The sequence below is a fragment of the Providencia sp. PROV174 genome, assembly GCF_028480685.1.
Taxonomy (GTDB): Bacteria; Pseudomonadota; Gammaproteobacteria; order Enterobacterales; family Enterobacteriaceae; genus Providencia; species Providencia rettgeri.
In genome coordinates this window covers 137,134-164,020 of record NZ_JAMPOT010000005.1, presented here as the reverse complement: position 1 = coordinate 164,020, position 26,887 = coordinate 137,134, and the positions used below count along the sequence as shown (strand labels likewise).

General features: G+C 42.6%; 24 protein-coding genes and 1 tRNA gene. 8 read left to right on the top strand and 17 right to left on the bottom strand.

Annotated elements, in window-relative coordinates; genetic code table 11:
• Window position 1: 1 nt before the first annotated feature.
• The 5 genes from nrdD to PSE60_RS02880 all read right to left on the bottom strand — a co-directional run bounded on the left by nrdD (window position 2) and on the right by PSE60_RS02880 (window position 4,702).
• On the bottom strand, window positions 2-2,140 hold the full coding sequence (gene nrdD / locus PSE60_RS02900; protein ID WP_272664530.1) for an anaerobic ribonucleoside-triphosphate reductase: 2,139 nt from the start codon (window positions 2,138-2,140) through the stop codon (window positions 2-4).
• 433 nt (window positions 2,141-2,573) lie between these two features.
• On the bottom strand, window positions 2,574-2,960 hold the full coding sequence (gene ridA / locus PSE60_RS02895; RefSeq protein ID WP_004907508.1) for a 2-iminobutanoate/2-iminopropanoate deaminase: 387 nt from the start codon (window positions 2,958-2,960) through the stop codon (window positions 2,574-2,576).
• Between the two features lie 162 nt (window positions 2,961-3,122).
• Window positions 3,123-3,587 carry an aspartate carbamoyltransferase regulatory subunit gene (pyrI, locus tag PSE60_RS02890; protein ID WP_004907509.1) on the bottom strand — a complete coding sequence of 155 codons (465 nt, stop codon included), beginning with the start codon at window positions 3,585-3,587 and terminating at the stop codon, window positions 3,123-3,125.
• A 13-nt stretch (window positions 3,588-3,600) separates the two neighbouring features.
• Complete coding sequence (gene pyrB / locus PSE60_RS02885) at window positions 3,601-4,536, bottom strand: aspartate carbamoyltransferase (RefSeq protein ID WP_272664529.1); 936 nt, start codon at window positions 4,534-4,536, stop codon at window positions 3,601-3,603.
• Window positions 4,537-4,570: 34 nt separating this feature from the next.
• Window positions 4,571-4,702: a hypothetical protein gene (locus tag PSE60_RS02880; RefSeq protein ID WP_272664528.1), complete on the bottom strand. Its 132-nt coding sequence runs from the start codon at window positions 4,700-4,702 to the stop codon at window positions 4,571-4,573.
• Window positions 4,703-4,978: 276 nt separating this feature from the next.
• Here PSE60_RS02880 and PSE60_RS02875 point away from each other — a divergent pair, with 276 nt between their 5' ends.
• Window positions 4,979-5,335: a hypothetical protein gene (locus tag PSE60_RS02875; RefSeq protein ID WP_272664527.1), complete on the top strand. Its 357-nt coding sequence runs from the start codon at window positions 4,979-4,981 to the stop codon at window positions 5,333-5,335.
• Between the two features lie 61 nt (window positions 5,336-5,396).
• Here PSE60_RS02875 and phnV read toward each other — a convergent pair whose 3' ends face one another.
• From phnV to phnR, 5 genes are all read right to left on the bottom strand, one after another.
• Window positions 5,397-6,194, bottom strand: a complete 798-nt coding sequence (phnV, locus tag PSE60_RS02870) for a 2-aminoethylphosphonate ABC transport system, membrane component PhnV (protein WP_210835638.1) — start codon at window positions 6,192-6,194, stop codon at window positions 5,397-5,399.
• 2 nt (window positions 6,195-6,196) lie between these two features.
• A complete protein-coding gene (gene phnU / locus PSE60_RS02865) occupies window positions 6,197-7,057 on the bottom strand; it encodes a 2-aminoethylphosphonate ABC transporter permease subunit (protein ID WP_272664525.1) in 861 nt (286 codons plus the stop codon).
• Window position 7,058: 1 nt separating this feature from the next.
• The gene (phnT, locus tag PSE60_RS02860) at window positions 7,059-8,168 is read right to left on the bottom strand and encodes a 2-aminoethylphosphonate ABC transport system ATP-binding subunit PhnT (protein ID WP_272664566.1); all 1,110 of its coding nucleotides are present in this window, start codon (window positions 8,166-8,168) and stop codon (window positions 7,059-7,061) included.
• 6 nt (window positions 8,169-8,174) lie between these two features.
• Window positions 8,175-9,188: a 2-aminoethylphosphonate ABC transporter substrate-binding protein gene (gene phnS / locus PSE60_RS02855; protein WP_272664524.1), complete on the bottom strand. Its 1,014-nt coding sequence runs from the start codon at window positions 9,186-9,188 to the stop codon at window positions 8,175-8,177.
• Between the two features lie 127 nt (window positions 9,189-9,315).
• On the bottom strand, window positions 9,316-10,035 hold the full coding sequence (gene phnR, locus PSE60_RS02850) for a phosphonate utilization transcriptional regulator PhnR (protein ID WP_004907519.1): 720 nt from the start codon (window positions 10,033-10,035) through the stop codon (window positions 9,316-9,318).
• A 138-nt stretch (window positions 10,036-10,173) separates the two neighbouring features.
• Here phnR and phnW point away from each other — a divergent pair, with 138 nt between their 5' ends.
• Both phnW and phnX read left to right on the top strand, forming a co-directional pair.
• On the top strand, window positions 10,174-11,277 hold the full coding sequence (gene phnW / locus PSE60_RS02845) for a 2-aminoethylphosphonate--pyruvate transaminase (RefSeq protein WP_272664523.1): 1,104 nt from the start codon (window positions 10,174-10,176) through the stop codon (window positions 11,275-11,277).
• A gap of 9 nt (window positions 11,278-11,286) precedes the next feature.
• A complete protein-coding gene (phnX, locus tag PSE60_RS02840) occupies window positions 11,287-12,096 on the top strand; it encodes a phosphonoacetaldehyde hydrolase (protein ID WP_272664521.1) in 810 nt (269 codons plus the stop codon).
• Window positions 12,097-12,141: 45 nt separating this feature from the next.
• Here phnX and argF read toward each other — a convergent pair whose 3' ends face one another.
• Window positions 12,142-13,167, bottom strand: coding sequence for an ornithine carbamoyltransferase (gene argF / locus PSE60_RS02835; protein WP_272664520.1), 1,026 nt, complete (start codon window positions 13,165-13,167; stop codon window positions 12,142-12,144).
• Between the two features lie 169 nt (window positions 13,168-13,336).
• On the opposite strand from argF, the gene rraB reads away from it, so the two are divergent.
• Window positions 13,337-13,750, top strand: coding sequence for a ribonuclease E inhibitor RraB (gene rraB, locus PSE60_RS02830; RefSeq protein ID WP_272664519.1), 414 nt, complete (start codon window positions 13,337-13,339; stop codon window positions 13,748-13,750).
• A 70-nt stretch (window positions 13,751-13,820) separates the two neighbouring features.
• Here the strand turns inward: rraB and PSE60_RS02825 are convergent, their stop codons facing one another.
• The 4 genes from PSE60_RS02825 to pepA form a co-directional block, all read right to left on the bottom strand.
• A complete protein-coding gene (locus PSE60_RS02825) occupies window positions 13,821-14,324 on the bottom strand; it encodes a GNAT family N-acetyltransferase (RefSeq protein WP_272664518.1) in 504 nt (167 codons plus the stop codon).
• 161 nt (window positions 14,325-14,485) lie between these two features.
• Window positions 14,486-17,356: a valine--tRNA ligase gene (locus tag PSE60_RS02820; RefSeq protein WP_272664565.1), complete on the bottom strand. Its 2,871-nt coding sequence runs from the start codon at window positions 17,354-17,356 to the stop codon at window positions 14,486-14,488.
• 37 nt (window positions 17,357-17,393) lie between these two features.
• A complete protein-coding gene (locus tag PSE60_RS02815) occupies window positions 17,394-17,843 on the bottom strand; it encodes a DNA polymerase III subunit chi (RefSeq protein ID WP_210835681.1) in 450 nt (149 codons plus the stop codon).
• Window positions 17,844-18,227: 384 nt separating this feature from the next.
• Entirely contained in the window at window positions 18,228-19,739 is a 1,512-nt protein-coding gene (gene pepA, locus PSE60_RS02810; RefSeq protein WP_004907531.1) for a leucyl aminopeptidase, read from the bottom strand.
• A 339-nt stretch (window positions 19,740-20,078) separates the two neighbouring features.
• Here pepA and lptF point away from each other — a divergent pair, with 339 nt between their 5' ends.
• Entirely contained in the window at window positions 20,079-21,176 is a 1,098-nt protein-coding gene (lptF, locus tag PSE60_RS02805; protein ID WP_004907533.1) for an LPS export ABC transporter permease LptF, read from the top strand.
• Window positions 21,176-22,252, top strand: a complete 1,077-nt coding sequence (gene lptG, locus PSE60_RS02800; RefSeq protein ID WP_004907535.1) for an LPS export ABC transporter permease LptG — start codon at window positions 21,176-21,178, stop codon at window positions 22,250-22,252. The genes lptF and lptG overlap by 1 nt, the downstream gene beginning before the upstream one ends.
• A gap of 636 nt (window positions 22,253-22,888) precedes the next feature.
• Here the strand turns inward: lptG and PSE60_RS02795 are convergent.
• Both PSE60_RS02795 and ampH read right to left on the bottom strand, forming a co-directional pair.
• Complete coding sequence (locus tag PSE60_RS02795) at window positions 22,889-23,332, bottom strand: hypothetical protein (RefSeq protein ID WP_272664517.1); 444 nt, start codon at window positions 23,330-23,332, stop codon at window positions 22,889-22,891.
• 202 nt (window positions 23,333-23,534) lie between these two features.
• The gene (gene ampH / locus PSE60_RS02790; protein WP_210835624.1) at window positions 23,535-24,758 is read right to left on the bottom strand and encodes a D-alanyl-D-alanine-carboxypeptidase/endopeptidase AmpH; all 1,224 of its coding nucleotides are present in this window, start codon (window positions 24,756-24,758) and stop codon (window positions 23,535-23,537) included.
• Window positions 24,759-25,172: 414 nt separating this feature from the next.
• On the opposite strand from ampH, the gene PSE60_RS02785 reads away from it, so the two are divergent.
• Window positions 25,173-25,257, top strand: a tRNA-Leu gene (locus PSE60_RS02785).
• 197 nt (window positions 25,258-25,454) lie between these two features.
• Entirely contained in the window at window positions 25,455-26,711 is a 1,257-nt protein-coding gene (locus tag PSE60_RS02780; RefSeq protein WP_272664516.1) for a tyrosine-type recombinase/integrase, read from the top strand.
• Window positions 26,712-26,887 lie beyond the last annotated feature (176 nt).

Here is a 26,887-nt window from a genome sequence, read left to right as displayed (position 1 = left end):
ATTAACCTATTTGGCCGTTACCTAAATGCTTAATACGGCGTTTTACTTCTTCTTGTTTACCTGCATTAAATGGCCTTGCATCTGGGCTGCCTAAATAGCCACACACACGGCGGATAACCGAAACTCGGTTAGTATCATGGTTACCACAAGCAGGGCAGGTAAAGCCTTTACTGGTGCAGGAAAACTCACCGGAAAAACCACATTCATAGCACTCATCAATGGGTGTGTTAGTACCATAATAAGGCACATGTTGATAGCTGTAGTCCCACACGTCTTCTAAGGCTCTAACATTATGTTGTAAGTTTGGATATTCGCCATAACAGATAAAACCGCCATTCGCGAGTGCAGGGTAAGGCGCTTCAAAATCAATTTTATCGTAAGGATTCACCTGTTTTTCAACATCTAGGTGGAAGCTGTTTGTATAGTAACCTTTGTCGGTAACACCTTGTATCACACCAAATTCAGCGGTATCGAGACGGCAGAATCGGTCACATAGGTTTTCACTTGGTGTGCTGTATAAACTGAAACCATAGCCTGTTTGGGCTTTCCATTCATCGGTGGCTTGGCGTAAGTGGTTGACAATTTCGACAGCTTTTTCACGTAATTTTTCGTCATCATAGACATGGGTCTGTGTGCCAAAAAGTGCATTGATGGTTTCATGCAACCCAATGTAACCTAACGAAATGGACGCGCGACCATTTTTGAAGATCTCAGCAACGTTGTCATCCGCTTTTAAGCGAACTCCGCAGGCGCCTTCCATATACAAAATTGGGGCAACACGTGCTTTTACGGTTTCTAAACGGGCAATGCGAGTCATTAAGGCTTTTTTGGCAATGGCTAAACGTTCATCCAGTAATGCCCAAAACGCATCTTCACTCCCCTGTGCTTCGATAGCAATACGAGGCAAATTGAGGCTAATAACGCCTAAATTGTTGCGCCCATCGTGAATTTGTTGCCCATTTTCTTCATAGATACCCAGGAAGCTGCGGCAGCCCATTGGTGTTTTAAATGATCCAGTGACATCAACGACACGGTCGTAGTTAAGAATATCGGGATACATGCGCTTACTGGCACACTCTAAAGCGAGCTGTTTAATATCATAACTAGGGTCACCTAATTTGTGGTTTAGACCATCTTTAATTGCAAATACGAGCTTAGGAAAAACTGCCGTTTTACGATTTTTACCAAGGCCGGCAATGCGATTTTTCAGAATAGATTGCTGAATTAACCGTGCTTCTTTAGAGGTTCCAAGGCCAAAACCAAAGGTAACAAACGGGGTTTGGCCATTGGCGGTGTGAAGTGTATTAACTTCATACTCTAAAGATTGAAAGGCGTCATAACACTCTTTATCGGTACGACTGTGTGCATAGCCCTCTGCGTCTGCAATTCCCCATTCCTTGGCGACTTTTAGGTGCTTTTCGAAGCTAATTGCGACATATGGCGCTAAAATTTCGTCAATACGGTTAATGGTTGTGCCCCCATAAATATGGCTCGCGACTTGGGCAATAATTTGTGCAGTAACGGCGGTTGCGGTTGAAATAGACTTTGGCGGCTCTATTTCGGCATTTCCCATTTTAAACCCGTTAGTTAACATGCCTTCAAGGTCAATTAACATACAGTTAAACATTGGAAAGAAGGGAGCATAATCGAGGTCATGATAGTGAATTTCACCGCGTTCGTGTGCGATAACGACATCTCTTGGTAAAATATGCTGTTTTGCATAGTGTTTAGCAACAATGCCCGCGAGTAAATCGCGTTGTGTCGGGATCACTTTACTGTCTTTATTGGCATTTTCATTGAGTAAAGAGACGTTGCTTTGTTCGATTAGCCCACGAATGTCATGAGTCAATTGGCTACGTTTTTCGCGTTCGCTGTCTCTATCATGGCGATATTCAATATAAGCACGGGCTAAGTCTTTATAAGGCCCAGCCATCAGTTGGTCTTCAACTGCATCTTGAATGTCAGCGATATCTACTCGGTCACGGCTGCAAAGTTGTTCTGTGACGACAGAAGCAATCTGAAGACAATAATCGTCATCCTTAACATTCACAGCAGCCGCTGCACGTTTAACGGCTTCCTGAATTCGTGGAAGGTCAAAACCGACCTGACAACCATCTCTTTTAATAACAACCGTTCCCACGGGCATTCTCCTTGTTAAGTTATCCACAATACGACTTCAGCTATTTGCCATGTTTATCACGGGTACTAATCTGTGGATAAAATGTGAATAAATACTATATATTGTGTCAATTGGTGTAATTAAAGCACAATATGTGGGATATTGCTTTTATTTAGATCGCCAACATTTGATTTAAAACAAAGAAAAAAATAATTTGTATGAAGATCAAAAGCGCAGAGGAAATAAATCTTTTCAGTTGCCAGTATTCATTTTAGTCATGGAAATAAAGTGTGTGTAATCGAATTTCCATCAACGGAAAACAGGAAAAGTAGAGCTGTAGTGTAAAATCGGGAAGTTATATGAGGACGGTAATACGTTTGGGGGATTACAAAATCAGCGGAGAAAAATAAAGACACCCCACTCAAAGCATGGGGTGTTTGGTTCGAACTAATCGTTATTTACGTACTGCGATTGCTTCGATTTCAATTTTTACGTCTTTTGGCAGACGAGCAACTTCAACACAAGAGCGAGCTGGGAATGGTGCATTATGCTGCTTGAAAAACTCTTCATAGGTGGCATTCACTGTCGCGAAGTCATTTAAATCTTTTACAAATACCGTTGTTTTCACGATATTGGCCGCACTTAAGCCTGCCTTTTCTAAAATCGCTTTTACATTAGCCAGTGATTGGCGAGTTTGTGCTGCGATATCTTCAGGCACTTCACCGGTTTTAGGGTCAACAGGGATTTGACCTGATGTGATAACCATACTACCCAAATCTACGCCTTGAACGTAAGGACCGATCGCTGCTGGTGCGTTTTCTGTATTGATTTCGTATGACATAACTACTCCGTTTCATCACGTAAAGAGAAAATACTCGTCATGTGGCAAGCCACAGCGGTGTTTGTGGCTTGGTGTGACTTTGAGTATAACTTTATGGGGTATTAGGCGCTATTATAAACATGGATTGCACCTAGACAACACCGCAGTCTACGCAAAAACAACTTACTGGTTATTGATCACAGCGTCTCTATCGAACTCTTTTTCACAGAATTTACACGTCAGTGCGACTTCTTTGCCGATTTTTTTCACACGGAAACTGCTTGATACGGGCTCATTATGGCTAATACAGTTGCTGTTTGGGCAAATTAATACATTGTCGATATACTGAGGCAGAGTGAGTTCAAGCTTTTCTACCACTTGGTAATCTTCAATACGATTAACGGTGGCTTCAGGGGCATACATGGCTAATTGGTTAGCTTGCTCTGGGGTTAAAAAGGTATTTTCAATTTTGATAATGTCTTTCTTACCTAGATTGCTTGATGGCAAATTTAAGCCAATTGTGATGCGTTCATCTGTTTTTGTTAGTTTAAACAACTTTAGTAATTTGAAACCAATTTGAGCAGGAATGTGGTCAATCACTGTACCGTGGCTGATTGCTTCAACTTGTAATTTATGGTCGTGTGTCATGATGATTTCCTCCTCAGATAGCTAATTCTTTATTTAAAACCAGAGATAACAACGCCTGCCTTGCATAAATCCCATTTCCTGCTTGTTGAAAATAGTAAGCATATGGGGTGCTATCCACATCAACCGCGATTTCATCAACTCGAGGTAATGGATGTAAGACTTTTAAATTCGGTTTTGCGCAATGCAGGTCAGCAGCACTTAAAATAAATTGTGCTTTCACATTCGCGTATTCAGAAGGGTCTAGACGCTCTTTTTGTACACGAGTCATATACAGAATGTCGAGTTCTGGCATCACTTCATCAATGTTATTGTGCAGGCTGTAGGTTGCGCCTTTTTCTTCTAAGATGTGCAGAATATGATTTGGCATTGAAAGCGCTTCAGGAGCAATAAAGTAGAAGTGATTTCCTTTAAATTTAGACAGCGCTTGCGTAAGAGAATGCACGGTTCTGCCATATTTTAAGTCACCGACCATGGCAATTTGTAGGTTCTCTAAACGGTCTTGCGTTTCTTGGATAGTAAACAAGTCGAGTAATGTTTGCGTTGGATGCTGGTTCGAGCCATCACCTGCATTAATGACAGGAATGTGGCCTGCAAACTGGCTAGCGAGACGTGCGGCACCTTCTTGTGGATGGCGCATGACGATAGCATCCACATATTGGCTGATGACAGAAATGGTATCGGCCAAGGTTTCCCCTTTTTTACCGAGGGAGGTATTGGTGCTGTCAGAGAAGCCAACCACAGAAGCGCCTAAACGGTGGATAGCTGTTTCAAATGACAAGCGCGTGCGTGTCGAGGCCTCAAAGAAACAACTTGCGATAACTTTATGTTTTAGGAACTCGGGTTGTGGCTGTTTTTTTAATGAAGCAGCGACGTTAAGTACTAATTCAAGATCTGAACGGTCTAAATCATTAATCGAGATGATATCGCGGTGGTATAAAGGGTTCGGCATTGTTGTTCTCCTGTGTCAGCAAGACATGTTAGGTCTATAGGCCAAAAAAAAGCCCCTCATTGAGGGGCTTTTTTATAAATAAGAAGGGGAAAAACAGGCTGTCCAGACCGCCAGAAGGCAGTGCAGTGGAGGTGTTCTCTGTAAAAAATAGAGCAGCAGCGTTCATGGTTTCTCCCGGCAAATTGTGGCGCATTATACGCATCTGATTCTATGACGCAAGCGTTTGCATAAAGAAAAATACATTTTTTTTATTTTTGCGTTTTGGTGAATATTTGAACTAACTGAAAAATGGGAGAAATAGTATCTCTCAATAGGAAATGTGCTGAGCATTGGTGTTTTTTAAACCAAAATTAAATCACATGATTGAATATACAGTACATTTATTTACACACATTTTATGTACGAGTAAGATATTTTTTCTTTTTAATTAAATATGATCATTATGAAATCACGACTTTTTATTCTATTGGCATTCCTTCTTTTTGGCTGTTCATCTGTTTGGGTACCTGTTTCTGGTGGCTCAAAATTCACTCAAGCTGAGGCGAATGCAGTTTGTAAACCTGAAGCCCTTCATTTGTACCCAATCAAAAATGAAGTTGCACAGCGCTCTGTTATGTCTTATGTCGAAAAAAAATGCAAAAAAGATGATGATTGTGGCAAAGACAAAACCTATAAAGAACAAACACCAGTTATGGAAAGCTATGTGATTGATGTCAATGAAGACACCCGTAATAATTATTACTTGGAATGCATGGTATCCAAAGGCTGGACAAAAAAAGATAAGTATATGTGGGAATAGCACACAAGCCGCTAAATAGCCCAGTAGGTAGGGCTTACTAGGCTATTTAGCGTGACAACTTTTATTTTTGTCCAAGTCTTTTCGCTACTTTCTCTAATTTCATCATTAGTAATAATGTAATCGAAACTAATACAATCGTTAGTGCCGAACCATCTGCAATATTACCTCTATCGGTTAAACTGAAAATGGAAACAGGTAATGTCGCCCAGCCGGGGGGATATAACATCATCGTGGCGCCAAGTTCCCCTAAAGACAATGAGAGGCTTAATGCCAATGCTGAAATCATCCATGGCATTAATAGTGGTAAGGTCACATGGCATAAACGATACCAAGGAGAAGCGCCTAAGCTAAAAGCCACGTTTTCTATATCGGGAGAAATACGCGCTAACCCAGTAGAAACATTGCTAAAAGTAAAAGCTGAAATCAACACAAAATGGGCACTAAATACAATCCAAAAGGTGCCGTTCATCTGTAAATAGCCTTGGCTGAATGCCACAAGGATCCCAAGCCCGATAGAAACAGAAGGAATGGCGCTAGGGAGGTAAAATGCAATACTCAGCCACTTTTGTATTTTCCCACTATGTCTTCTTAGTGCTAACGCAGCCCAAAGCCCACAAAACAACGCAAATAGACTGGCACTAAAACCAACCACTAGGCTGGATAAAATAGCGTCCCAAGCTGGCCCACTAAACGCGTTCACAAAATGCTCAAGAGTAAACCCTGAAGGCAAAATACCATTCCATTGGCGGCTGAAACTTGACATTAAAATCATCACTAAAGGCAGTAAAAACAATAAACTGAATAAGGTGATGGCAATGATAGTGGCAGTTGCTCGCCCTTTTTTAGACCAAATCAACATCATTAATTCCTTCCCCCAAGCCGAGTAGTTGCCATTCTGTAGAGAAAAAATAACCCGAGTGAAAGCAAGATGTTAATTAAGGCAATCATGCATGCTACTGCATAATCTGACTCTAATATTGCCTTGCTATAGACCATCATCGGTAAGGTATTGACGCCTTTCGCCCCGATAAACAGTACGATGCCAAATTCATTGGTAGTTAACAGCAGGCACAGGCTACCCCCTGCTAATAGAGCGGGAAGTGCTGCTGGGAAAATAACTTGCGCAATAACTCGTGCAGGATGTGCACCTAAAATACTTGCGGCTTCTAACTGGCTCTTGTCGATTTGGCGCAGCGCCGCCATAAGGGGACGCATGACCAAAGGGGTAAAAACGGTAATTTCTGCTAAGATCACGCCATGAATTGAATAAAGGAACTCAACGGGCGGCAATTCGAAATCAAACAATGCCATCAAGGTGCCATTGAGTAGCCCTGCAGAACCATAAATGAAGGTAAAAGCGAGGGTTATCAAGAAGGTAGGTAGAGCAATAAAAGTATCAATCACTTGTGTGATAAACCGGCTTCCCGGGAAAGGAATAAACACTAAGATAAGCGATAGGACACTGCCTATCACAAGGCAACCTAAAGTGGCTAAAATGGTGATGTAGAGTGTGTTCCATAACCCATTAATAAAGCGCTTTGACTCAATAAGTTGCCAAAATGCGTCCAATCCCCATTTTCCCGCCTCATTTTGTAGTGCTTGTTGCGCTATCAACAATAAGGGATAAAAAAACAGCGTAACTAACACCAGTAATGGCGGCAATATCCAATAAATGGATTTTATCGTTATTGATGAACCTTTTGGCACGCTAATATGTGACATGTTATTCCTCAATTAAAACGGTATCCGCAGGTGAAAACCATAAGGTGAGTTTTTCACCTATTTTAGGCGGTGAGACCAAGTGAGTGACGGCGACACTCACGGTTTCACCTGCAACATCACAAATTAAATGTGTTAAATCCCCCTGCCAGCGAGTAGACGTTAATGTGGCTTGCAGTTGATTGGTGGCATTGAAGTTTGGCACTAGTGTGATGTGCTGTGGGCGGATACACACCCATTTTTGGCTGCCAGCTCGCATGCCCAATGTATGAGCTTCCAGCAATGTTCCACCACAACTGACATTGACTTTTCCGGGATTTGTTGAAAAGCCAAGTGCTGTCGCGGCTAGAATATTGGCCCGGCCTAAAAACTCAGCTGCAAAACGGTTGGGAGGGCGGTGATATAAGGCATTTTTTTCGCCATGCGCGACTAAATAGCCCTCTTTCATAATGCCAATTTTATCACCAAGCGCGAGAGCTTCCGTTTGGTCATGGGTGACATAAAGGATGGTCAATTCAGGCAGTTCGCGGTGTAAACGGGCGATTTCTTCGACCATATTATGGCGAATTTGCGCATCTAGTGCGGAAAGCGGTTCGTCGAGTAACAGGACTCTAGGCCTTACGGCAATCGCTCTAGCAATTGCAACACGCTGTTGTTGTCCCCCTGAAAGTTGGTGAGGATAGCGGGTTGCGTAATCCGTCATTCCGACGATTTTAAGGGCTTCAACGACTCGCTCATTAATGAGTGCTTTAGGTTGCTTTTGAGCTCGTAAACCAAATGCCACATTTTCTTCCACTTTCATGTGAGGAAATAATGCGTAGTTTTGTACGACCATACCAAGTCCACGTTGGTAGGGAGGAAGGTGGGTGATATCCATATCACCTAATAAGATGCGCCCGCTATCAGGTTGAGCAAACCCGGCAATAGCACGTAATACCGTCGTTTTCCCTGAACCTGATGGGCCAATCAACACCAATATTTCCCCAGGTTCTATAGTTAAGTCTAGGGGCTTTAGCACGACATTATTATGATACGAGACACGTAAAGATTCTAATGTGATCCCTGAGTGCTCGGTTTGTCGCATTGCTGTAGTGACTTTTCGTTTCATCAACATCACAAGTTACTCACCGTCAGTGACTTTTTGCCAACGTGAAATATCATCGGATAGGGAAACTTCAACGTCATCCCAATTGGGTTGCCAAGTTTTCACACCGTCTAACATTTGGACAGCAGTGTGGTATTGCTTATCAGATGGTGTGATATCTGAACGAACAGGCATTCCCCATGAAAGCTCACTGACCCGGCTTTGTGAGGGTTTATCTAAAAGGAAATTAATCAGCTTTTTGCCGTTTTCTGTTTCAGGGGCGTTGTTCACTAAACCGATAACATAAGGTAAAACCAGTGCACTACGTTCACCATTGGCATCTTTTGGCCAGAAAATTTGGACATTAGGGTTACGTGCCATTTGAGATAAATTCATTTGTAAGTCGCCATTAGCGACATACAGTTCCCCTTTATTGACAAGTGCGGTGAGCTTACCTGTGGAGGCCGATGGGCCAACGTTATTAGCTTGCAATTTGCCGAGGTAATCAAACCCGGCATCTTTGCCATTAAAACTGTGGAAAACTTGAAGCATCACTGCAGTGCCATCACCTGCTTGCCCCGGTGTTGAATATTGCAGTTTATTTTTAAAGCGAGAATCGAGTAGGGCAGTCCAATTTTCAGGAGGGGATTTAAGTAGTTTAGCGTTATAGATAAAGGTCAGGTAATTATTGACTAACGGTGTGTAATAGTGATTTGAATTAGGAATATTTGCTGCATTTTCTGGCGTAAATTCAGCTAATAACTGATTTTTTGCGGCACGTTGAATAAAGGGAGGAACAGTAATCAGCACATCGGCTTGTGGATTGGTACGCTCTTTAGCTAGCCTTTCAACTATCGCCCCTGAACCACTTTCGACATACTGTACTTTGATACCGGTTTGTTTGGTAAATGCTTCGAACTGATTTTTATACCAACTGTTGTTGCCATCGTGAAGCCCATCAGCGGAGTAAACAGTCACAACATCAGCAGCAAAAACAGAGGTAGAGCAAAGGGTTGCCATTAATAGGCCAGCTAAGTAGGTGCGTTTCATGGTTTTCTCCTGTTAAGGTAAAATGTATTCTGGTATATACCAGATGTTTTTTACGCTAACGGGTTTATATGACAGAAAGATGAAATGCAGCTAAATAGCTAAAATTATTTTCTATAGGCAGAAATAATCACAAAGTATCGACTTCGATGCGCAAGCTATCATGACGCCAGTACTCAACATCATAATCTAAAATTCGCCCATGTTGGTCATAGTTTAAGCGCTGCAACAATAGGGCTGGGCGACCAACGGTAACCCCCAGTGCTTGTGCTGCTTGCGCCGGCATTGCTGTTGGGTAAAAAGACAAATGCATGCTGGTATAAATTAAATTGAAATGGGCTTCGTATACCTCGGTTAGGCTGCCATTGAGATCGTAACGTAGCAGCTCAGGAACGCGAGCAGGTAAGCAATGGTTTTCACAGTAACAAACAGGTCTGTCATCCGCAAAACGTAGGCGGGTGAGTAAATAAATTTGTTCAAATGATTGGAGTTTTAAGGGAGTCATCGCTTCGAGAGGAACGGGAATGACCTTTCCATCCAGTAAGACTGTCTTCGGTTGGCGACCTTGTTCAAGGCAAAGTTTATGGAAATTGGTATTTTGGGTAGGATCTAACCAGAGGCGCTCAGGTGTGACAAACCAACCGCGGCGTTCAGAGCGGTAAATGACTCCACTGGATTCTAACTGTGCCAAACTTTCGCGAATAGTGACGCGAGTAGTATTGAAAATGGCGCAAAGTTCGCGTTCAGAGGGAAGTTTATCACCACATTTTAACGAACCATTTTGAATCCTTTCCTGTAGTTGAGCTTTGATAAGCAAGTATTGTGGGGTTTCATCCGCTGATAATTTCATGATTATTTCCTATCATTGTTTCAGTCATATTATACATAGTTATATGAATTTTTTGTTTCACGCACACTTTTCCTTTGACCTTTTGAATCACCTACGACCATTATAATAGCAATCTGGTATAGACCAAAGGTGAATTGAATGACAAACAATAATTATTTGCTATTAACACCGGGACCGCTCACGACATCTAAAACGGTGAAGGAAGCCATGTTGTTTGATAGCTGCACATGGGATGATGATTACAATTTAGGCGTTGTACAACATATTCGCCAACAATTAGTGGCACTGGCAACGGCCAAAGCAGGGTATTCCTCGGTACTACTTCAAGGAAGTGGAAGCTATGCGGTTGAAGCTGTTTTAGGTAGTGCAATCGGTGATAAAGAGAAAGTTTTGATTATCAGTAATGGCGCCTATGGGGCTCGAATGGCACAAATGGCTCAAGGCTTAGGTGTTGCCCATTGTGTTTATGATTGTGGTGAAGTAGCTTTGCCTGATCTGCAACGGGTCGAGCAGTTATTACAACAAGATAACCAAATCACCCATATTGCGATGGTACATTGTGAAACCACGACAGGAATTTTAAACCCGATAGAGAAAGTCGCGAAGTTAGCGAAACAGTATCAAAAATGTTTTATCGTGGATGCAATGAGCAGTTTTGGCGGGATCCCCATGGATATTGCTGAGCTTAACATTGATTTTCTCATTAGTTCGGCAAATAAGTGTATTCAGGGAGTTCCGGGGTTTGCTTTTGTCATTGCTCGTGCTGATGCACTTGAGGTCTGTAAAGGGCGTTCCCGTTCATTATCGCTAGATTTGTATGCGCAGTGGCGCTGTATGGAAGATTTCCATGGTAAATGGCGTTTTACTTCTCCAACCCATACGGTATTAGCATTTGCCCAGGCACTTAAAGAGTTAGCTCAAGAAGGTGGCGTAGCCGCGCGTTTTCAACGTTATCGACAAAATCAACACAAGCTGGTGGTCGGTATGCGTCAATTGGGTTTTACCACATTGTTAGAAGATAGTCTCCATTCGCCGATTATCACCGCATTTTATTCGCCAAATTCGCCTGATTACCAATTCAAGCAATTTTATCAAAATTTAAAATTACACGGCTTTGTCATTTATCCGGGCAAGGTCTCGCAAAGTGATTGTTTCCGCATTGGAAACATTGGTGAAATTTATGAAAAAGACATTGATGCCTTGTTGGTAGCAATAGAAAAAGCCATTTACTGGGAAAAATAAGGGAAAGAAATGAACCGTATTGAAGCCGTTATTCTTGATTGGGCGGGTACCACTGTTGATTTTGGTTCTTTTGCGCCTACTCAGATTTTCATTGAAGCATTTAAATCTGTGTTCGATATGGATATCACACTGGCTCAAGCGCGCATTCCTATGGGGCTAGGAAAATGGCAGCATATTGAAGCACTGGGTAAATTGCCTGAGGTAGACGCTTTATGGAACGCGAAGTTTGGCCGCTCAATGAGTAGTGAGGATATCGATAAAATCTATGCGGCCTTTATGCCATTGCAAATTGCTAAAGTGGTCGACTTTGCTGCGCCAATCGCTGGAGTTATCGACACAATTGCTACATTACGCAGCCAAAATATTAAAATTGGCTCTTGTTCAGGTTACCCTCGTGCCGTGATGGAGAAGTTAGTTCCAGCAGCAAAGGTGTTGGGCTACCAACCCGACTACTGGGTCGCGAGCGATGATATTCCCGCGGGTGGGCGACCGGGGCCTTGGATGGCACTTCAGAACGTGATTGAGTTAGGTATCGGCTCCGTATCAGCTTGTATTAAGGTGGATGATGCCGTTCCTGGTATTGAAGAAGGATGTAATGCCGGAATGTGGAGTGTTGGTTTGTCTATCTCAGGCAATGAGTTTGGTACAACATGGGAAGCGTATCAAGAGATGACTGTTGATGCGGTTAACTCGTTAAAACAACAAGCCGCAGAGAAATTATATGCTGCTGGTGCTCATTATGTGATTGATACGTTAGCGGATTTGCCATCGGTGATTGATTGTATCAATCAGCGTTTGGCGAAAGGTGAACATCCATAATGATAGGTTACCCTCAACTCATTTGGTTGAGTTGAGGGTAGGAATTTAAAAAACATTAATAGGAAGTTCTGGCGCTAATGTCGCCACCATTACCGCTTTAATGGTATGTAAACGGTTTTCTGCTTGATCAAAGACAATGCTGTAAGGTGATTCAAAGACTTCTTCCGTGACTTCTAATCCACCAAACATATTGAATTCTTTAGCAAGTTGCGCCCCCAATGTGGTGTCTTCATTATGGAATGCAGGTAAGCAGTGTAAGAACTTCACATTTGGGTTGCCAGTGAGCTTAATCACATCCATATTCACTTGGTATGGTTTTAATAAATTAATGCGCTGTGCCCATACTTCTTTGGCTTCTCCCATCGATACCCACACGTCGGTATAGATAAAATCAGCATCTTTAACACCTTCAGCGACATCTTCCGTGAGTGTGATTTTCGCACCCGTTTTTTTCGCGAGTTCTTGGCAGGTATTGATCAATTCTTCCTCTGGCCAGCAGCTTTTTGGCGCAACAAGGCGTAAATCTAAACCTGTAAGCGCAGCGGCTTCTAGCATCGAATTACCCATGTTATTGCGTGCATCGCCTAAATAGGCAAATTTAATTTCTGAGAAGGGGGTATTTGGTCGGTGCTCTTGAATGGTCAGCAGGTCGGCTAATAACTGTGTGGGATGGAATTCGTTAGTTAGTCCATTCCATACAGGCACTCCCGAGTGCGCGGCTAAGAGTTCTACTGTGTTTTGAGCGAACCCACGGTATTGAATGCCGTCATACATCCTGCCCAATACTCGAGCGGTATCTTTCATGGTTTCTTTGTGGCCGATTTGGCTACCAGAAGGCCCTAAATAAGTGACTCTAGCACCTTGGTCAAATGCACCAACTTCAAATGCACAGCGTGTCCGTGTTGAATCTTTTTCAAAAATAAGCGCAAAGTTTTTACCTGAAAGGAGGGGCTGTTCTGTACCGGCTTTTTTTTCTGATTTTAACCAAGAAGAGAGTTTTAAAAGTGAATGAATTTCGCTAGAAGTAAAATCAAGTAACCTTAGAAAAGGTTTATTATATAGGGGATTCATAATTGGTAGCCTTTTTGTTTTGAATTAATATTCAATTTATATTCATAAAAATTCAAAATCAACCCCAAATGCAAAAGAAATTATCTTTAAATATATGGTTTCACTGTCAACCGTATGGGAGAATGGCGCAAAGAAAGACGAGCGACAAAGAAATAAAAGGGGTGTGGATATGGTAGATAAAGCTGAATTGGATGCGCAGTACGAAGAAACTCGCTTAATTATCGAAGAATTATTGGAAGATGGCAGCGATCCTGATGCATTGTATGCGATTGAGCATCATTTCTCTGCTGACAACTTTGCACTGTTAGAAAAAGCGGCTGTTGAAGCTTTTAAACTAGGCTATGAAGTCACGGATGCGGAAGAACTCGAAATTGAAACAGGTGAAACCCTGATGTGCTGTGATGTAATCAGTGAAAGTGCCTTAAATGCAGAGCTGATTGACGCACAAGTTGAGCAACTAATGAAACTGGCTGAGAAAATGGGCATCAACTACGATGGTTGGGGCACGTATTTTGAAGACCCAGATGCAGAATATGACGACGAAGACGGTGACGATACCGACCCTGAAGATCGTGTACATTAATGTTTAATTGATGTTCGACTATAAAGGATAGCGAAGGCTATCCTTTATTATTTGTTGCCTTTATCAGGAACTATAGCGCTTTTAACATGCGAATTTCACAGTCACTGTGGCCAGTATTACCCAGTGGTTCATCAATAAATTCAAACCCTAATTTTTCATATAACTTAATAGCCGCTTGAAGCTCTTTGGTTGTTTCTAGGTAGCAACGGGTGTAGCCTTGCTGTTTAGCGAACTCCAGAGACATCAGTACGATTTGCTTCGCTAAGCCTTTGCCGCGTAGTACGGAAGATAAGTACATTTTCTGTAATTCTGCTGTTTCGTTATCACCACCGGCAACTTGTGAAACACCGCCACCGCCAACAATTTCGCCATCCATTTCAACCACCCAATAAGCACTGCGCGGTTTGCTATACACCTCAAATAAGGTATCTAAAATAGGGTCAGCAACGGCAAAGCCTTTGTCCGCAGTTAAGCCATGTTCAGCGGAAACTTCGCGAATAACGGCGGCGATCCCTGGGTTATCTTTAGGTTGAATTAATCGAACTTGGACAGTTTGGTTTGCGTCTGTTGTCATGGAAATATCTCTTTTATTTGTATTAATTATGTTTTTCATTGCGGCATTGGTAGTCGCAATATGTATGATATTGGCACATTTTTAATATTTTCAATGCCCTAATACAAAAAAGCCCTGGCTCATCATCGACGAGCCAGGGACAGATACTTAAAGCTTAATGATTACAAAGAGGCAATGGTCACTTTTTGTGCTTCGATTTTAGCTTTTGCTTCAATATTAGCAGTTAAGCGTTCACGCTCTTTTTCAACGACAGCAGCAGGCGCACGGCTTACAAAACCTTCGTTAGCGAGCTTGCTTTCAATGGTTTCAATCTCCTTAACCACTTTTTCCAGCTCTTTATCTAAACGAGCCAGCTCTGCGTCTTTATCCACTAAACCTGCCATTGGGATAAGGAGCTCTGCACTACCAACTAGTTTGGTGACAGAAACAGGCGCTTCTTCGCCTTCAGCCAGCACACGAATGCTTTCTAAACGCGCCATTGATTTGATAAAGCTTTGGTTTTCTTCAATACGACGTTTCGCATCAGCAGAAGCACCACGTAGCATCACATCCAATGGTTTACCTGGAGAAATGTTCATTTCTGCACGAATATTACGAACTGCAATAATTGCTTCTTTGATCCACTCAAGGTCACTTAGCGCAAGTTCATCCACTTTAGCGGCATCGAACTCAGGGAACGCTTGCAACATAATGGTATCAGCTTCAATGCCTTTAACGACTTTCACTCGTTGCCAGATAGTCTCAGTGATAAATGGAATGATAGGGTGAGCAAGGCGTAGTAAGCCTTCCAGCACTTCGATCAAGGTGAAACGCGCTGCACGTACTTGCGCCTCATTACCTTTATGAACTGCAGGTTTAGACAGCTCTAAGTACCAGTCACAGAATTCATTCCATGTGAAATCATACAAAATACCCGCTGCGATATCGTAACGGTGAGTATCTAACGCTTCACGGTAAGCTTTTACAGTCTGATTAAATTGCGCCATGATCCAGCGGTCAGCCAATGAGAAGCTCATTTCACCGCCGTTTTGGCCGCAATCTTGGCCTTCGGTATTCATCAGAACGAAGCGGCTCGCATTCCATAATTTATTACAGAAGTTACGGTAACCGGACAGGCGTTTCATATCCCAGTTGATATCACGACCTGTTGAAGCTAATGCTGCTAAAGTAAAGCGTAGGGCGTCAGTACCGTGGGCTTCAATGCCTTCTGGATATTCTTTACGGGTACGTTTAGCAATTTTTTCAGCCAATTGCGGCTGCATCATGTTGCCAGTGCGTTTTTCAAGTAAGTCTTCTAAAGAAATACCGTCAATCATATCCAATGGGTCGATAACGTTCCCTTTGGATTTCGACATTTTTTGGCCTTCTTCATCACGGATCAGGCCTGTCATGTAAACGGTTTTAAATGGCACTTGTGGTTCACCGTTTTCATCTTTGATGAAATGCATAGTCATCATGATCATACGGGCGATCCAGAAGAAAATAATATCGAAGCCACTGACTAATACATCTGTCGGATGGAATGTTTTCAGTGCATCGGTATTTTCTGGCCAGCCGAGAGTAGAGAATGTCCACAGACCGGAAGAGAACCAAGTATCCAGTACATCGTCGTCTTGGCGAAGAGCAATATCTGCACCTAAGTTGTTTTCACGACGAACTTCGTCTTCATCACGACCCACATAGACATTGCCTTTTTCGTCATACCATGCAGGAATGCGGTGACCCCACCAAAGTTGGCGAGAAATACACCAGTCTTGAATATCACGCATCCAAGAGAAATACATGTTTTCGTACTGACGAGGAACGAACTGAATACGGCCATCTTCAACAGCCTTGATAGCATCACGAGCTAAAGGCTCGGTGCGCACGTACCATTGGTCGGTCAGCATAGGTTCAATAACTACGCCACCACGGTCACCGTAAGGCACAGTTAAGTCATGCGGTTTAACTTCAACCAGCAGGCCTAATTGCTCAAATTCTGCCACGATAGCTTTACGCGCCGCGAAACGTTCCATGCCACGATACGCTTCTGGAATTTCGCAGCTATAAGCGGTGGATGGGTTACCGTTGGTATCGAAAACTTCCGCTTCGTTACGAACGTTACCGTCTAAGTCCATCATGTTAATCATCGTTAACTGATGGCGTTTACCAACTTCATAGTCATTAAAGTCATGAGCTGGTGTGATTTTCACACAACCAGTACCTTTTTCCATGTCGGCATGTTCATCACCCACAATAGGAATACGGCGGTTAACGATTGGCAGAATGATTTCTTTGCCAATTAAATCTTTATAGCGTGGATCTTCAGGGTTAACGGCGACACCGGTATCCCCTAACATGGTTTCAGGGCGAGTGGTTGCGACCACTAAATAGTCTTTGCCTTCAGCGGTTTTTGCACCATCAGCCAGTGGGTAACGCAGGTGCCACATAGAACCTTTAACTTCACGGTTCTCAACTTCTAAGTCAGAAATTGCCGTGTGCAGTTTCGGGTCCCAGTTGACTAAGCGTTTGCCACGATAAATTAAGTTTTCTTTATAGAGACGAACGAACGCTTCTTTAACCGCTTTAGATAAGCCTTCATCCATGGTAAAACGTTCGCGATCCCAATCAACAGAGTCGCCTAAACGGCGCATTTGTTGTGAAATTGTACCGCCAGATTCCGCTTTCCATTCCCAGATTTTGTCAATGAACGCATCGCGGCCGTAGTCATGACGGTTTTTACCTTCTTCGGCTGCAATTTTGCGCTCAACGACCATCTGAGTTGCAATACCCGCATGGTCTGTTCCCGTTTGCCATAAGGTATTTTTACCTTGCATACGTTGGTAACGGATCATGGTATCCATGATAGTTTGCTGGAAGGCATGCCCCATGTGCAGGCTACCAGTGACGTTCGGTGGCGGAATGACGACACAGAAGCTGTCTTGGGTGGTATCCCCATTAGGTTTAAAATAACCGCTTTTCTCCCAGTGAGCATACAGTGATTGCTCAATCTCTGCGGGGTTATATGTTTTATCGAGCGAGGGCTCATTCATTGGGCTATCTGGTTTCTTTTCCATTATCTTTTTGTATTCAGTAAGTTGGCGGCGTCGCCATAGTCAAATTGAAGCCGACGCTACGGTACGTTTTATACCGTTCACGCGCCAACTGTTTTAAAGTTTCATCAATAGGTACGAAGTCTATCACTTCATGGAAAGCCGTGGCAAAATCTGCGAACTGATTTTGTAAATTAATCAGTATATCGCGAGGTGTTGTGCCTCTTTTGGCTGGCCAGCAAATTTCAATTGGTGCACCATAACGCGGGCCTTCCCCAGCTAAATTATGCGGGACAAATTGGTGTGGATCACGCTGCCAAAGGGCCTCATCAATCTTTTCAGCTTGTTGCTGTGTTTCGCAAGCAACCAAAACACGCTTTCCACTGCGCCACATTTGCGCAGCAAGCTCACAAGCCAGCCATTCATGGGCTTCAAGTTCAGGATGTGGTGATGCCTGTTCTAGTTGGTAAAACGTACCTTTTTTCATATACCCGTCATACTTCAATTTGTAGGGGTGTTGGCTACGCGCTTTCGCCTGAGTCACATACTTTTGTATGCTCCTAAGGTCTCAATTGCTTGCCGCCTACCTACAAACTGAATTATTTAGGGTATAGCTTAAAGGGCTATCCTTCAATTTGTAGGGTGTTGGCTACACACTATCGCCTTAGTCACATACTTTTGTATGAGATGTGGGCTACACGTTTTTGGTGATCAAGCGCTGAATGATGTCTATGTTGAATTATAACCTTTTTTATTGCTGCCTCAAAATGGCTTCTATGTGTATCGAAAAGCCAAAAATAATATCCCGAATCGCATAAGTGCTCATCGGGATATTTTTATGAGTGATGTACAGCTAAAATGCTAAATCGGGTTATTCATCACCATTAAGGCCTGCACGGTTCAACAAGAACTGCGCTAGCATGGAAACAGGGCGGCCAGTGGCACCTTTCGCGGCACCAGAGCGCCAAGCAGTTCCTGCGATATCAAGGTGTGCCCAGTTATATTTCGTTGCAAAGCGAGACAGGAAACAACCTGCAGTGATAGCACCCGCTGGACGTCCACCGGTATTGGCTAAATCAGCAAAATTTGGTGTGATTTGGTCAAAATATTCATCTGCTAATGGTAAACGCCATGCACGGTCGCCTGCTTGCTCAGAAGCATTTAACAGCTCGTGAGCCAGTGGATTATGGTTTGACATCAACCCAGTGTAATGGCTACCTAATGCAATCACACAAGCCCCTGTTAAGGTGGCGATATCGATAACCAGCTCAGGTTCAAAACGCTCAACATAGGTGAGTGCATCACACAGAACTAAACGGCCTTCGGCATCCGTATTGAGGACTTCAACAGTTTGCCCAGACATCGTAGTGAGGATGTCACCAGGGCGATAAGCACGGCCACCAGGCATGTTTTCACAGCCAGCAAGAACCCCAATCACATTAATTGGTAATTGCAATTCAGTGATAAAGCGCATGACGCCATATACACTTGCAGCGCCGCACATATCGTATTTCATTTCATCCATGCCTTCGGATGGTTTAATTGAAATACCGCCGGAGTCAAAGGTTAGGCCTTTACCAAGTAAAACGATAGGTTTGCTTTCTGGGTCTGGACTGCCTTTATATTCCATGATGGACATTAGCGATTCATTTTGTGAACCTTGACCGACCGCTAGATAGGCATTCATTCCAAGTTCTTTCATTTGCTCCTCACCAATCACTCGAGTGGTGAGTTTACTGTCTGAAATATCAGCTAATTGACGAGCTTGAGATGCTAAATAACCTGCATTACAGATGTTTGGCGGCATATTGCTTAAATCTTTCGCCGCTTTAACACCTGAAGCAATCGCTAAGCCGTGGGAAATAGCACGTTCACCACTGGTTAATTCACGGCGAGTTGGCACGTTGAAAACCAGTTTACGCAGCGGACGGCGGTGCTCTGTTTTATTACTTTTTAGTTGATCAAATACATACAGCGACTCTTTGGCTGTTTCGACGGCTTGGCGCACTTTCCAGTAATTATTGCGGCCTTTGACGTGTAATTCAGTTAAGAAACAGACAGCTTCCATTGAGCCAGTTTCATTCAGTGTGCTGATGGTTTTCTGAATAATTTGTTTAAATTGGCGCTCATCTAATTCACGTTCTTTACCACAACCGATAAGTAGAATGCGTTCAGACAGAACGTTGGGTACATGATGGAGTAGCAGGGATTGCCCCACTTTACCCTCAAGTTCGCCGCGGCGCAGCAGGGCGCTGATATATCCGTCACTTATTTTGTCCAGCTGTTCAGCAATTGGGGACAGACGGCGTGGTTCAAAGACTCCGACAACAATGCATGCGCTGCGCTGTTTTTCCGGGCTACCACTTTTTACACTAAACTCCATGCGTTCTCCTGAATCTTAAAGACAAAGGCCGATGCTCCCGCTAAAATTAGCGTTTCGCATGATCTACCTCATAGAGAATGAACTCTTTATGTTAAACTAACCATCTATACGCGAAATAGCTCACGTTGTATGCTGTTAATCGCGATACACCATGAAGTATGGCGGGTATATCCGGTTTCTCGAATATTAAGCATGTTCTGATATTTCAATCAGTATAGATAATGCTTTTATATCATTCTAGCCATACAATAAACTAGAGTATATGTTAGTAAATGGCAGACATCGAACGAACTTAGCCATTTTCTTCCCAAAAGACAAGTTTTCACAGGCGTAATAAGCGTGATCATTATTAGATATTTGGTACGGGAAACCCTGAAAAGTCAGTTAGCCATACTTTTTGTATTGATGCTAATCTTTTTTAGTCAGAAGTCGATAGATATTCTTGGCGCTGCGGTTCAGGGCAATATTCCCTCAAACTTAGTACTTCCTTTACTGGGGTTAGGTGTGCCTGAAATGGCGCAGCTTATCTTACCTTTGAGCCTATTCCTTGGGCTTTTGATGACCTACAGTAAACTTTATACTGAAAGTGAAATCACGGTAATGCACGCCTGCGGTTTAGGTAAAAGTGTTTTAGTGAAAGCCGCGTTAGTTCTTGCAGTCATTACCGCGATGGTCGCGATTGCTAACATTACGTGGATGTTGCCGTGGTCATCCCAATACCAAGAGCAGGTATTGGCTGATGCGAAAGCCAATCCCGGGTTAGCTGCAATGGTGGAAGGGCAGTTTAAAACCACTAAAGATGGCAACTATGTGCTGTACATCGGTGATGTAAAAGGTAACAACTTCAAGAATGTGTTTCTTGCACAGCTACGCGCCGCTAATGAACAACGACCTTCTGTTGTGGTTGCGGACAGCGGCTATATGAAAGAAGACCCTGATGGTCGACAAGTCGTTGTTTTAAATGAAGGTACTCGTTATGAAGGAACCGCGTTACTACGCGATTTTCGCATAACTGACTTTGTTAATTACCAAGCCATCGTTGATCACCAAACTGCAGAAACGCGTAGTGACCGAGTTGAGCAAAAAAATATGCTACAACTGTGGTCTGAAAATACGCCTGAGGTGAACGCTGAGTTTCATTGGCGTTTAACCATTGTTTTCTCCGTTGTCGTCATGGCTTTGATGGTTGTGCCGTTAAGCGAGGTTAATCCACGTCAGGGGCGGGTACTCAGTATGCTTCCAGCAATGTTGCTGTACCTCATTTTCTTTTTATTACAAAGTACATTGCGTAACAGTGCTGATAAGGGCGACCTTGACCCAAGATATACCATGTGGGCGGTGAACGTGGGGTATTTGGTATTAGCGATAGTCCTAAATGCGTGGAATACCGTCCCAATGCGCCGTATGCGTCTTAAATTGAGTAAAGGGGTTGCCTGATGTTTGGTGTTTTAGATAGGTATATCGGTCGAACCATCTTAAATTCGATTTTAGTGACGCTATTTTTGCTCGTTTCCCTCGCAGGGATCATTAAATTTGTCGAGCAGCTTCGCAAAGTGGGTGATGGCGACTATACGGCATTGAGTGCGGGTGTATTCACCTTATTAACTGTTCCAAAAGATATTGATATTTTCTTTCCAATGGCGGCGTTGTTGGGAGCACTAATGGGGTTAGGAGCGCTGGCTTCACGTAGTGAGTTGGTGGTCATGCAAGCTTCCGGTTTTACTCGCTTGCAAATCGCATTATCGGTGATGAAAACGGCGGTACCATTGGTCATTGTCGCCATGTTTATTGGTGAATGGATTGCTCCTGCAGGTGAGCAGTGGGCAAGAAATTATCGCGCAGAAAAAATTGTGGGTAACTCATTAGTTGTGACAGATGAAGGCATGTGGGCAAAAGATGCCAATGATTTTATCCACATTCAGCGGATTAATAATGCGACATCGATTCAAGATGTGTCGGTATATCGTTTTGATGACCAACGTAAATTGAAGTCAGTGATGTTTGCCGCGAACGGTGAGTATGACTCGACAAATCAGCTTTGGGTATTATCTCAAGTGGACGAGTCAATTCTAAGTAGTGAGAAAAAAATCACAGGTTCACAGAGATTAACGGTTGATTGGAAAACCAATTTAACTCCAGAAAAACTAGGGATAGTTTCACTGAATGCTGACTCGCTTTCCATCCGTGGCCTGTATCAATATGTCTCGTACTTAAAAGAAAGTGGCCAAGTTGCTGCGGTTTATGAGCTCAGTATGTGGAAAAAAATATTAGCGCCATTATCTGCAGCCGTCATGATGTTAATGGCCGTTTCATTTATTTTTGGGCCATTGCGTACCGTTCCTATGGGGGTACGTGTTATTTCAGGTATTGTGGGGGGGTTCCTCTTCTACGTACTTAACCAAGGGTTTGGTAACTGGAGTCTAGTTTATTCAGTGCCACCTATTGTTGCGGCAATTTTGCCAAGCTTACTGTTTTTAATTGTTAGTATCGTATTATTAGTAAAACGAAAATAACGTTTTATAGCTTATTAAAGGCTGTGTATCTTTGGGTATCACAGCCTTTTTTATTGTCATTTACTGAGTAATAAATTCCCTAATTTACTGATAATACTTAATAGGTTATTTTGAGGGCGGAATAAAACTTGTTGTTGTCTATTATTTGCAGATGTACTGATATATTGGCCTTTGATCCCAACAACATTAAATCGACTTTTATTAGCTAACTGTTGAGCATAAGAAAAAATACCGCCATTCGCCGTATATGACTGGCGAACAAGATAAGTTTTTTTGCATTCTTGCTCTGTGAATGAAGTTTGTGATTCTTTCCGTGCTTCACTGACAAGTTTTTTATATTCAGGTGTTTGTTCTAATTTCTTGTGATTGTTTTTTAAGGGATGAGCATTGAGTGATTCTAGATCTATTTCTATTGATGTTGGTTTTTGTGGGGCGGGGAATGTGTTTTGGTGGTTATAGATTTTTCTAAGTTGAAGAACTAACTCAGAAACTTTGCCCTGTTTAGTGGTACAGGGCCGTGTTATATGATGTAAAAAAATGGAGAAATACGCATTTTAATTCCTATTCACGAAGTTGAAGAGGGATTAAGATTAGCCTTGAACTAGCTTGAATAATAGCACATTAATATTGTTATTATTAACCAACTATTGCGTAACCTAATGCACTGATAAAGGCTACTATCCTTGTTTGCGGTTGAAATAACTTTTTTCTGGTACCTGAGATATTACTTTGGTTATCGATAGCTAAAATATTTTGGCGACTCCGGTTTGCTAATTGCTGAGCAAGCGAAAAAATTCCACCTCTCATACTATTCTGTCGTTTAAATTTAAAAGCCGTTTGGCACTTTTCCCGATATATTCGTCTTTCTTCTTGTCGGTAAGCTTTGATAGCGTGTAATTCTGAGCCGTCGAAATATTTGTAGGGATATTGAGTAGCAATAGACTTATTTTCTACATATTCTGGGTTTTTAGCACAATGCCCTTTAATGTTATTTAAAATTTCTACTAATTCAAATTGGCTAATTTTCGGGTATTGTGTAGCCTGACAGCTTGATGTTATCGCGTGGTTTTTTGTTCTCATTTTAGTCCTTCATGCGTTAATGGAAGGCTAAAAGATTATCGGGAATTTGAATGAATTGATTTTAAAAATGAATAGTAAAATTATCAAAAACAGCCTGAATATCTCAGGCTGTTGTCGCGATTAATGTGATAACGCGGGTAAATCCACGTTTTAGAGTCGGGGTGTAGCTCGCCATTGTTTGTAATGCTTCGGCGGTACTCCTTCAATGTTTCCCATACGCATGGTTAGTAGATAATGAGGCGACTAGTTCATTAACACCAATCGTTAACTTACTGAATTTACTTCCATCTTTGCGAGTCATTACGACAAATACACCGATATTTTGCTGTGGGATCATCGCCATATAGGTATTAAACCCACCGCCACCACCTGTTTTTTGGTAAATACCAGGAATGCCATTTTTCGGTTTCATATACACCCATCCAAGCCCTAGCCCATCAGCATGGCCTGCAACATCCATCCCTTTAATTTCTAAAAGTTTTTCACGTGGAAAATAGATGCCTTGTTCACGGGCAGCTGTGACTTTTCTTAGGTTACTGTCTGTCGATAAAAATTGTTGCATCCATTTTTGCATATCTGCAGGGGTGGAATACACACCACCACTTCCTGCAGCTGCAAGAGTGTTATGGCAAGGGCTAGGTTTTGTTCCTTCCATTAACCGTGCGCATTGTGCATTATTGGGGGTGTAAGTGGTATTCGTCATTTTGGCGGGAGAAGTAACATAGTGGTTAAATAGCTGAGGGTAAGAGACTCCTGAAGCTTTAACCATCGCATCTGCCAATAAGTCATACGCTAAGTTGGAATAAGAAGCTTCTGTTCCCGGTGTTGCATCTAACTTACCTGTTTTTAGCCAGGTCCAGCGGTTATCTTGAGTTGGCCAAATAAAAACAGGGCGTCCCCATTTCCCACCAGGTTGTTCGCGAGGTAAGCCACTGGTATGGCTTGCTAAATGATATAAGCGAATAGCTTGCCCACTGGCATTATCAGGAACAGTAACGCCATGGTAGGCGTATTGTTGTAATGGGTCCGTAATTAGCAGTTTCTTATCTTGTTCAAGCTTAATTAATATTTCGCTTGTCATTAACTTGGTAATTGATGCAATGCGAATTAATGAATTTGGGCCAGGTTTTTTACCATTACCAGGTGCAGTTTCACCATAATAGCGCGATAACGCCTGATTATTATCGATAACAATGATAGCCATGCCCCGTGCATTGCTTTCATTAAAAATGCGATTAGCGTATAAATCGACAATCTTAGCGACGCGCTCGTAAGTCCTTCTATCTCCCTCAAAAACTTGCCAGTCAGAGGATTCAATATCATTACTTTGCAAAAACTTTGGTGCTTTTTCTGTCTTACTTGAACAGGCCATTAACGCTAAGGATAATGCAGATACAGACAGAACTTTTAGAAATGATTTCTTCATGTTGGAAGCCAGCCGATATGATTGTTTGCAAATGGCCTTTCAGCCAATATTATTTTTTCTTCGCGAAAATCTTCATTACCACACCAATTAAGATGCCAATAAAGATACCTGTTGCTATCCACCCAACAAAACCCATGATTAAACCTTAAATATTGACATTAGATTGCAGATAAACTAACAAAAATAATGACCTGCCGCCAGTCACAGAGCCTCGCGATAAGAAAAATAATTTGGGAGAAGTTAACATACTCATTAATAGATATATAAACAAAAGAAGCTTTCCCTGTGATTTTATTAGTTCTAAGGAATATGCTTTTTTTTTAAGCGAACAAACTGAATCTTCACGAATAAGTGTTGCCAGTAGACACAAGGCAAGTATAATGACAGCGTTTTCCAAGAAACACATCACTTCGTGCCGGAGTGGCGGAATTGGTAGACGCAGTTGATTCAAAATCAACCGCCTTCGGGTGTGCCGGTTCGAGTCCGGCCTTCGGCACCATAAGAACATCAAGAGACGTCAACCGACGTCTTTTTTTGTATCTGAAATCCAGTGTTTGCAAGGTTCCTCTCGCATTTTAACTCTACCAACGTATACTCAACTCAACCGACATCAAGTTAATGATGTGGGTACATTTGCGGGTATATGCCGATTCGATAAAGTTTTGTACCCGCAATTCGGCTGCGAGGATAGTTAAAATGGCACTTTCCGATACTAAGGTTCGTTCTGCAAAATCTGAAGATAAAGCATATAAGCTGACAGATGGTAACGGACTATTTCTTCTGGTTCATCCTAATGGCTCTAAATATTGGCGCTTCCGTTATCGCTTTGGCGGTAAAGAAAAGATGTTAGCATTTGGCGTGTATCCTGATGTCTCCCTAGCGAATGCCCGCGAAAAACGAGATGAAGCAAGAAAGCTTGTCGCTAGCGGGATAGATCCAAGTGAAAAACGCAAAGAAGTGAAGGAAGAGCAACAAAAGGAATTTAATACCTTTGAGAAGGTTGCTCGCGATTGGCATGCAACCAATAAGAAGTGGTCTGAAGGTCATAGCCATCGAGTATTAAAAAGTCTTGAAGACAATGTCTTTGCTGCTATTGGTAAACGTAATATTGCCGAACTGAAAACTCGTGATCTCCTTGAACCGATTAAAGCCGTCGAGATGTCTGGACGTCTTGAGGTTGCGGCACGTTTACAACAGCGTGTGACAGCCATTATGCGCTATGCGGTACAAAGTGGTTTAATTGACTATAACCCAGCACAAGATATGGCGGGGGCTGTTGCGACAGGTAAACGAGTCCATAGAGCTGCATTGGAACTTAAACGTCTACCCGAGTTCTTACAACGCATCGATGATTATAAGGGAAGACCTTTAACTAAACTTGCAGTCAAACTGACCTTGTTAGTTTTTATTCGTTCCAGTGAACTGCGCTTTGCTCGTTGGGATGAAATCGATTTTGAAAATGCCATGTGGACGATCCCCGCTGAACGTGAAGCGATAGAAGGGGTTAAACACTCACATCGCGGATCAAAAATGCGTACTATCCATTTAGTTCCTTTAAGCAGACAAGCCATTGAGATCTTAAAACAGATCTATCAATTCAGCGGCAACCACGAACTGATCTTTATCGGTGATCATAACCCTAGAAAACCCATGAGTGAGAACACGGTAAACAACGCATTACGTGTGATGGGTTATGACACTAAGACGGAAGTCTGTGGGCATGGCTTTAGAACAATGGCCTGTAGTTCGTTGATTGAGTCAGGTTTGTGGTCGAAGGATGCAGTAGAAAGGCAGATGAGCCACCAAGAGCGCAACTCAGTAAGAGCTGCTTATATTCACAAGGCAGAGCATATTGAGGAACGAAGATTGATGGTGCAGTGGTGGGCTGATTATCTGGATGCGAACATGGGGAAGGAAATTTCGCCGTTTAGCTATGCGAAGTCGAGTACTTAATAGTGAAATTATACAACGGCAATTATTGGATTGATTGGATATAAAGGAAGGCTGACAGGACACGCTTTATTATTGATTTCAGGCGACCGCTTAAGCGGTCACCTTTAACGCGGAGGTAATTACACAGAATTATTTACAGGGTCATTATTTTTTAAAGAGAGATTTTGCTATATATG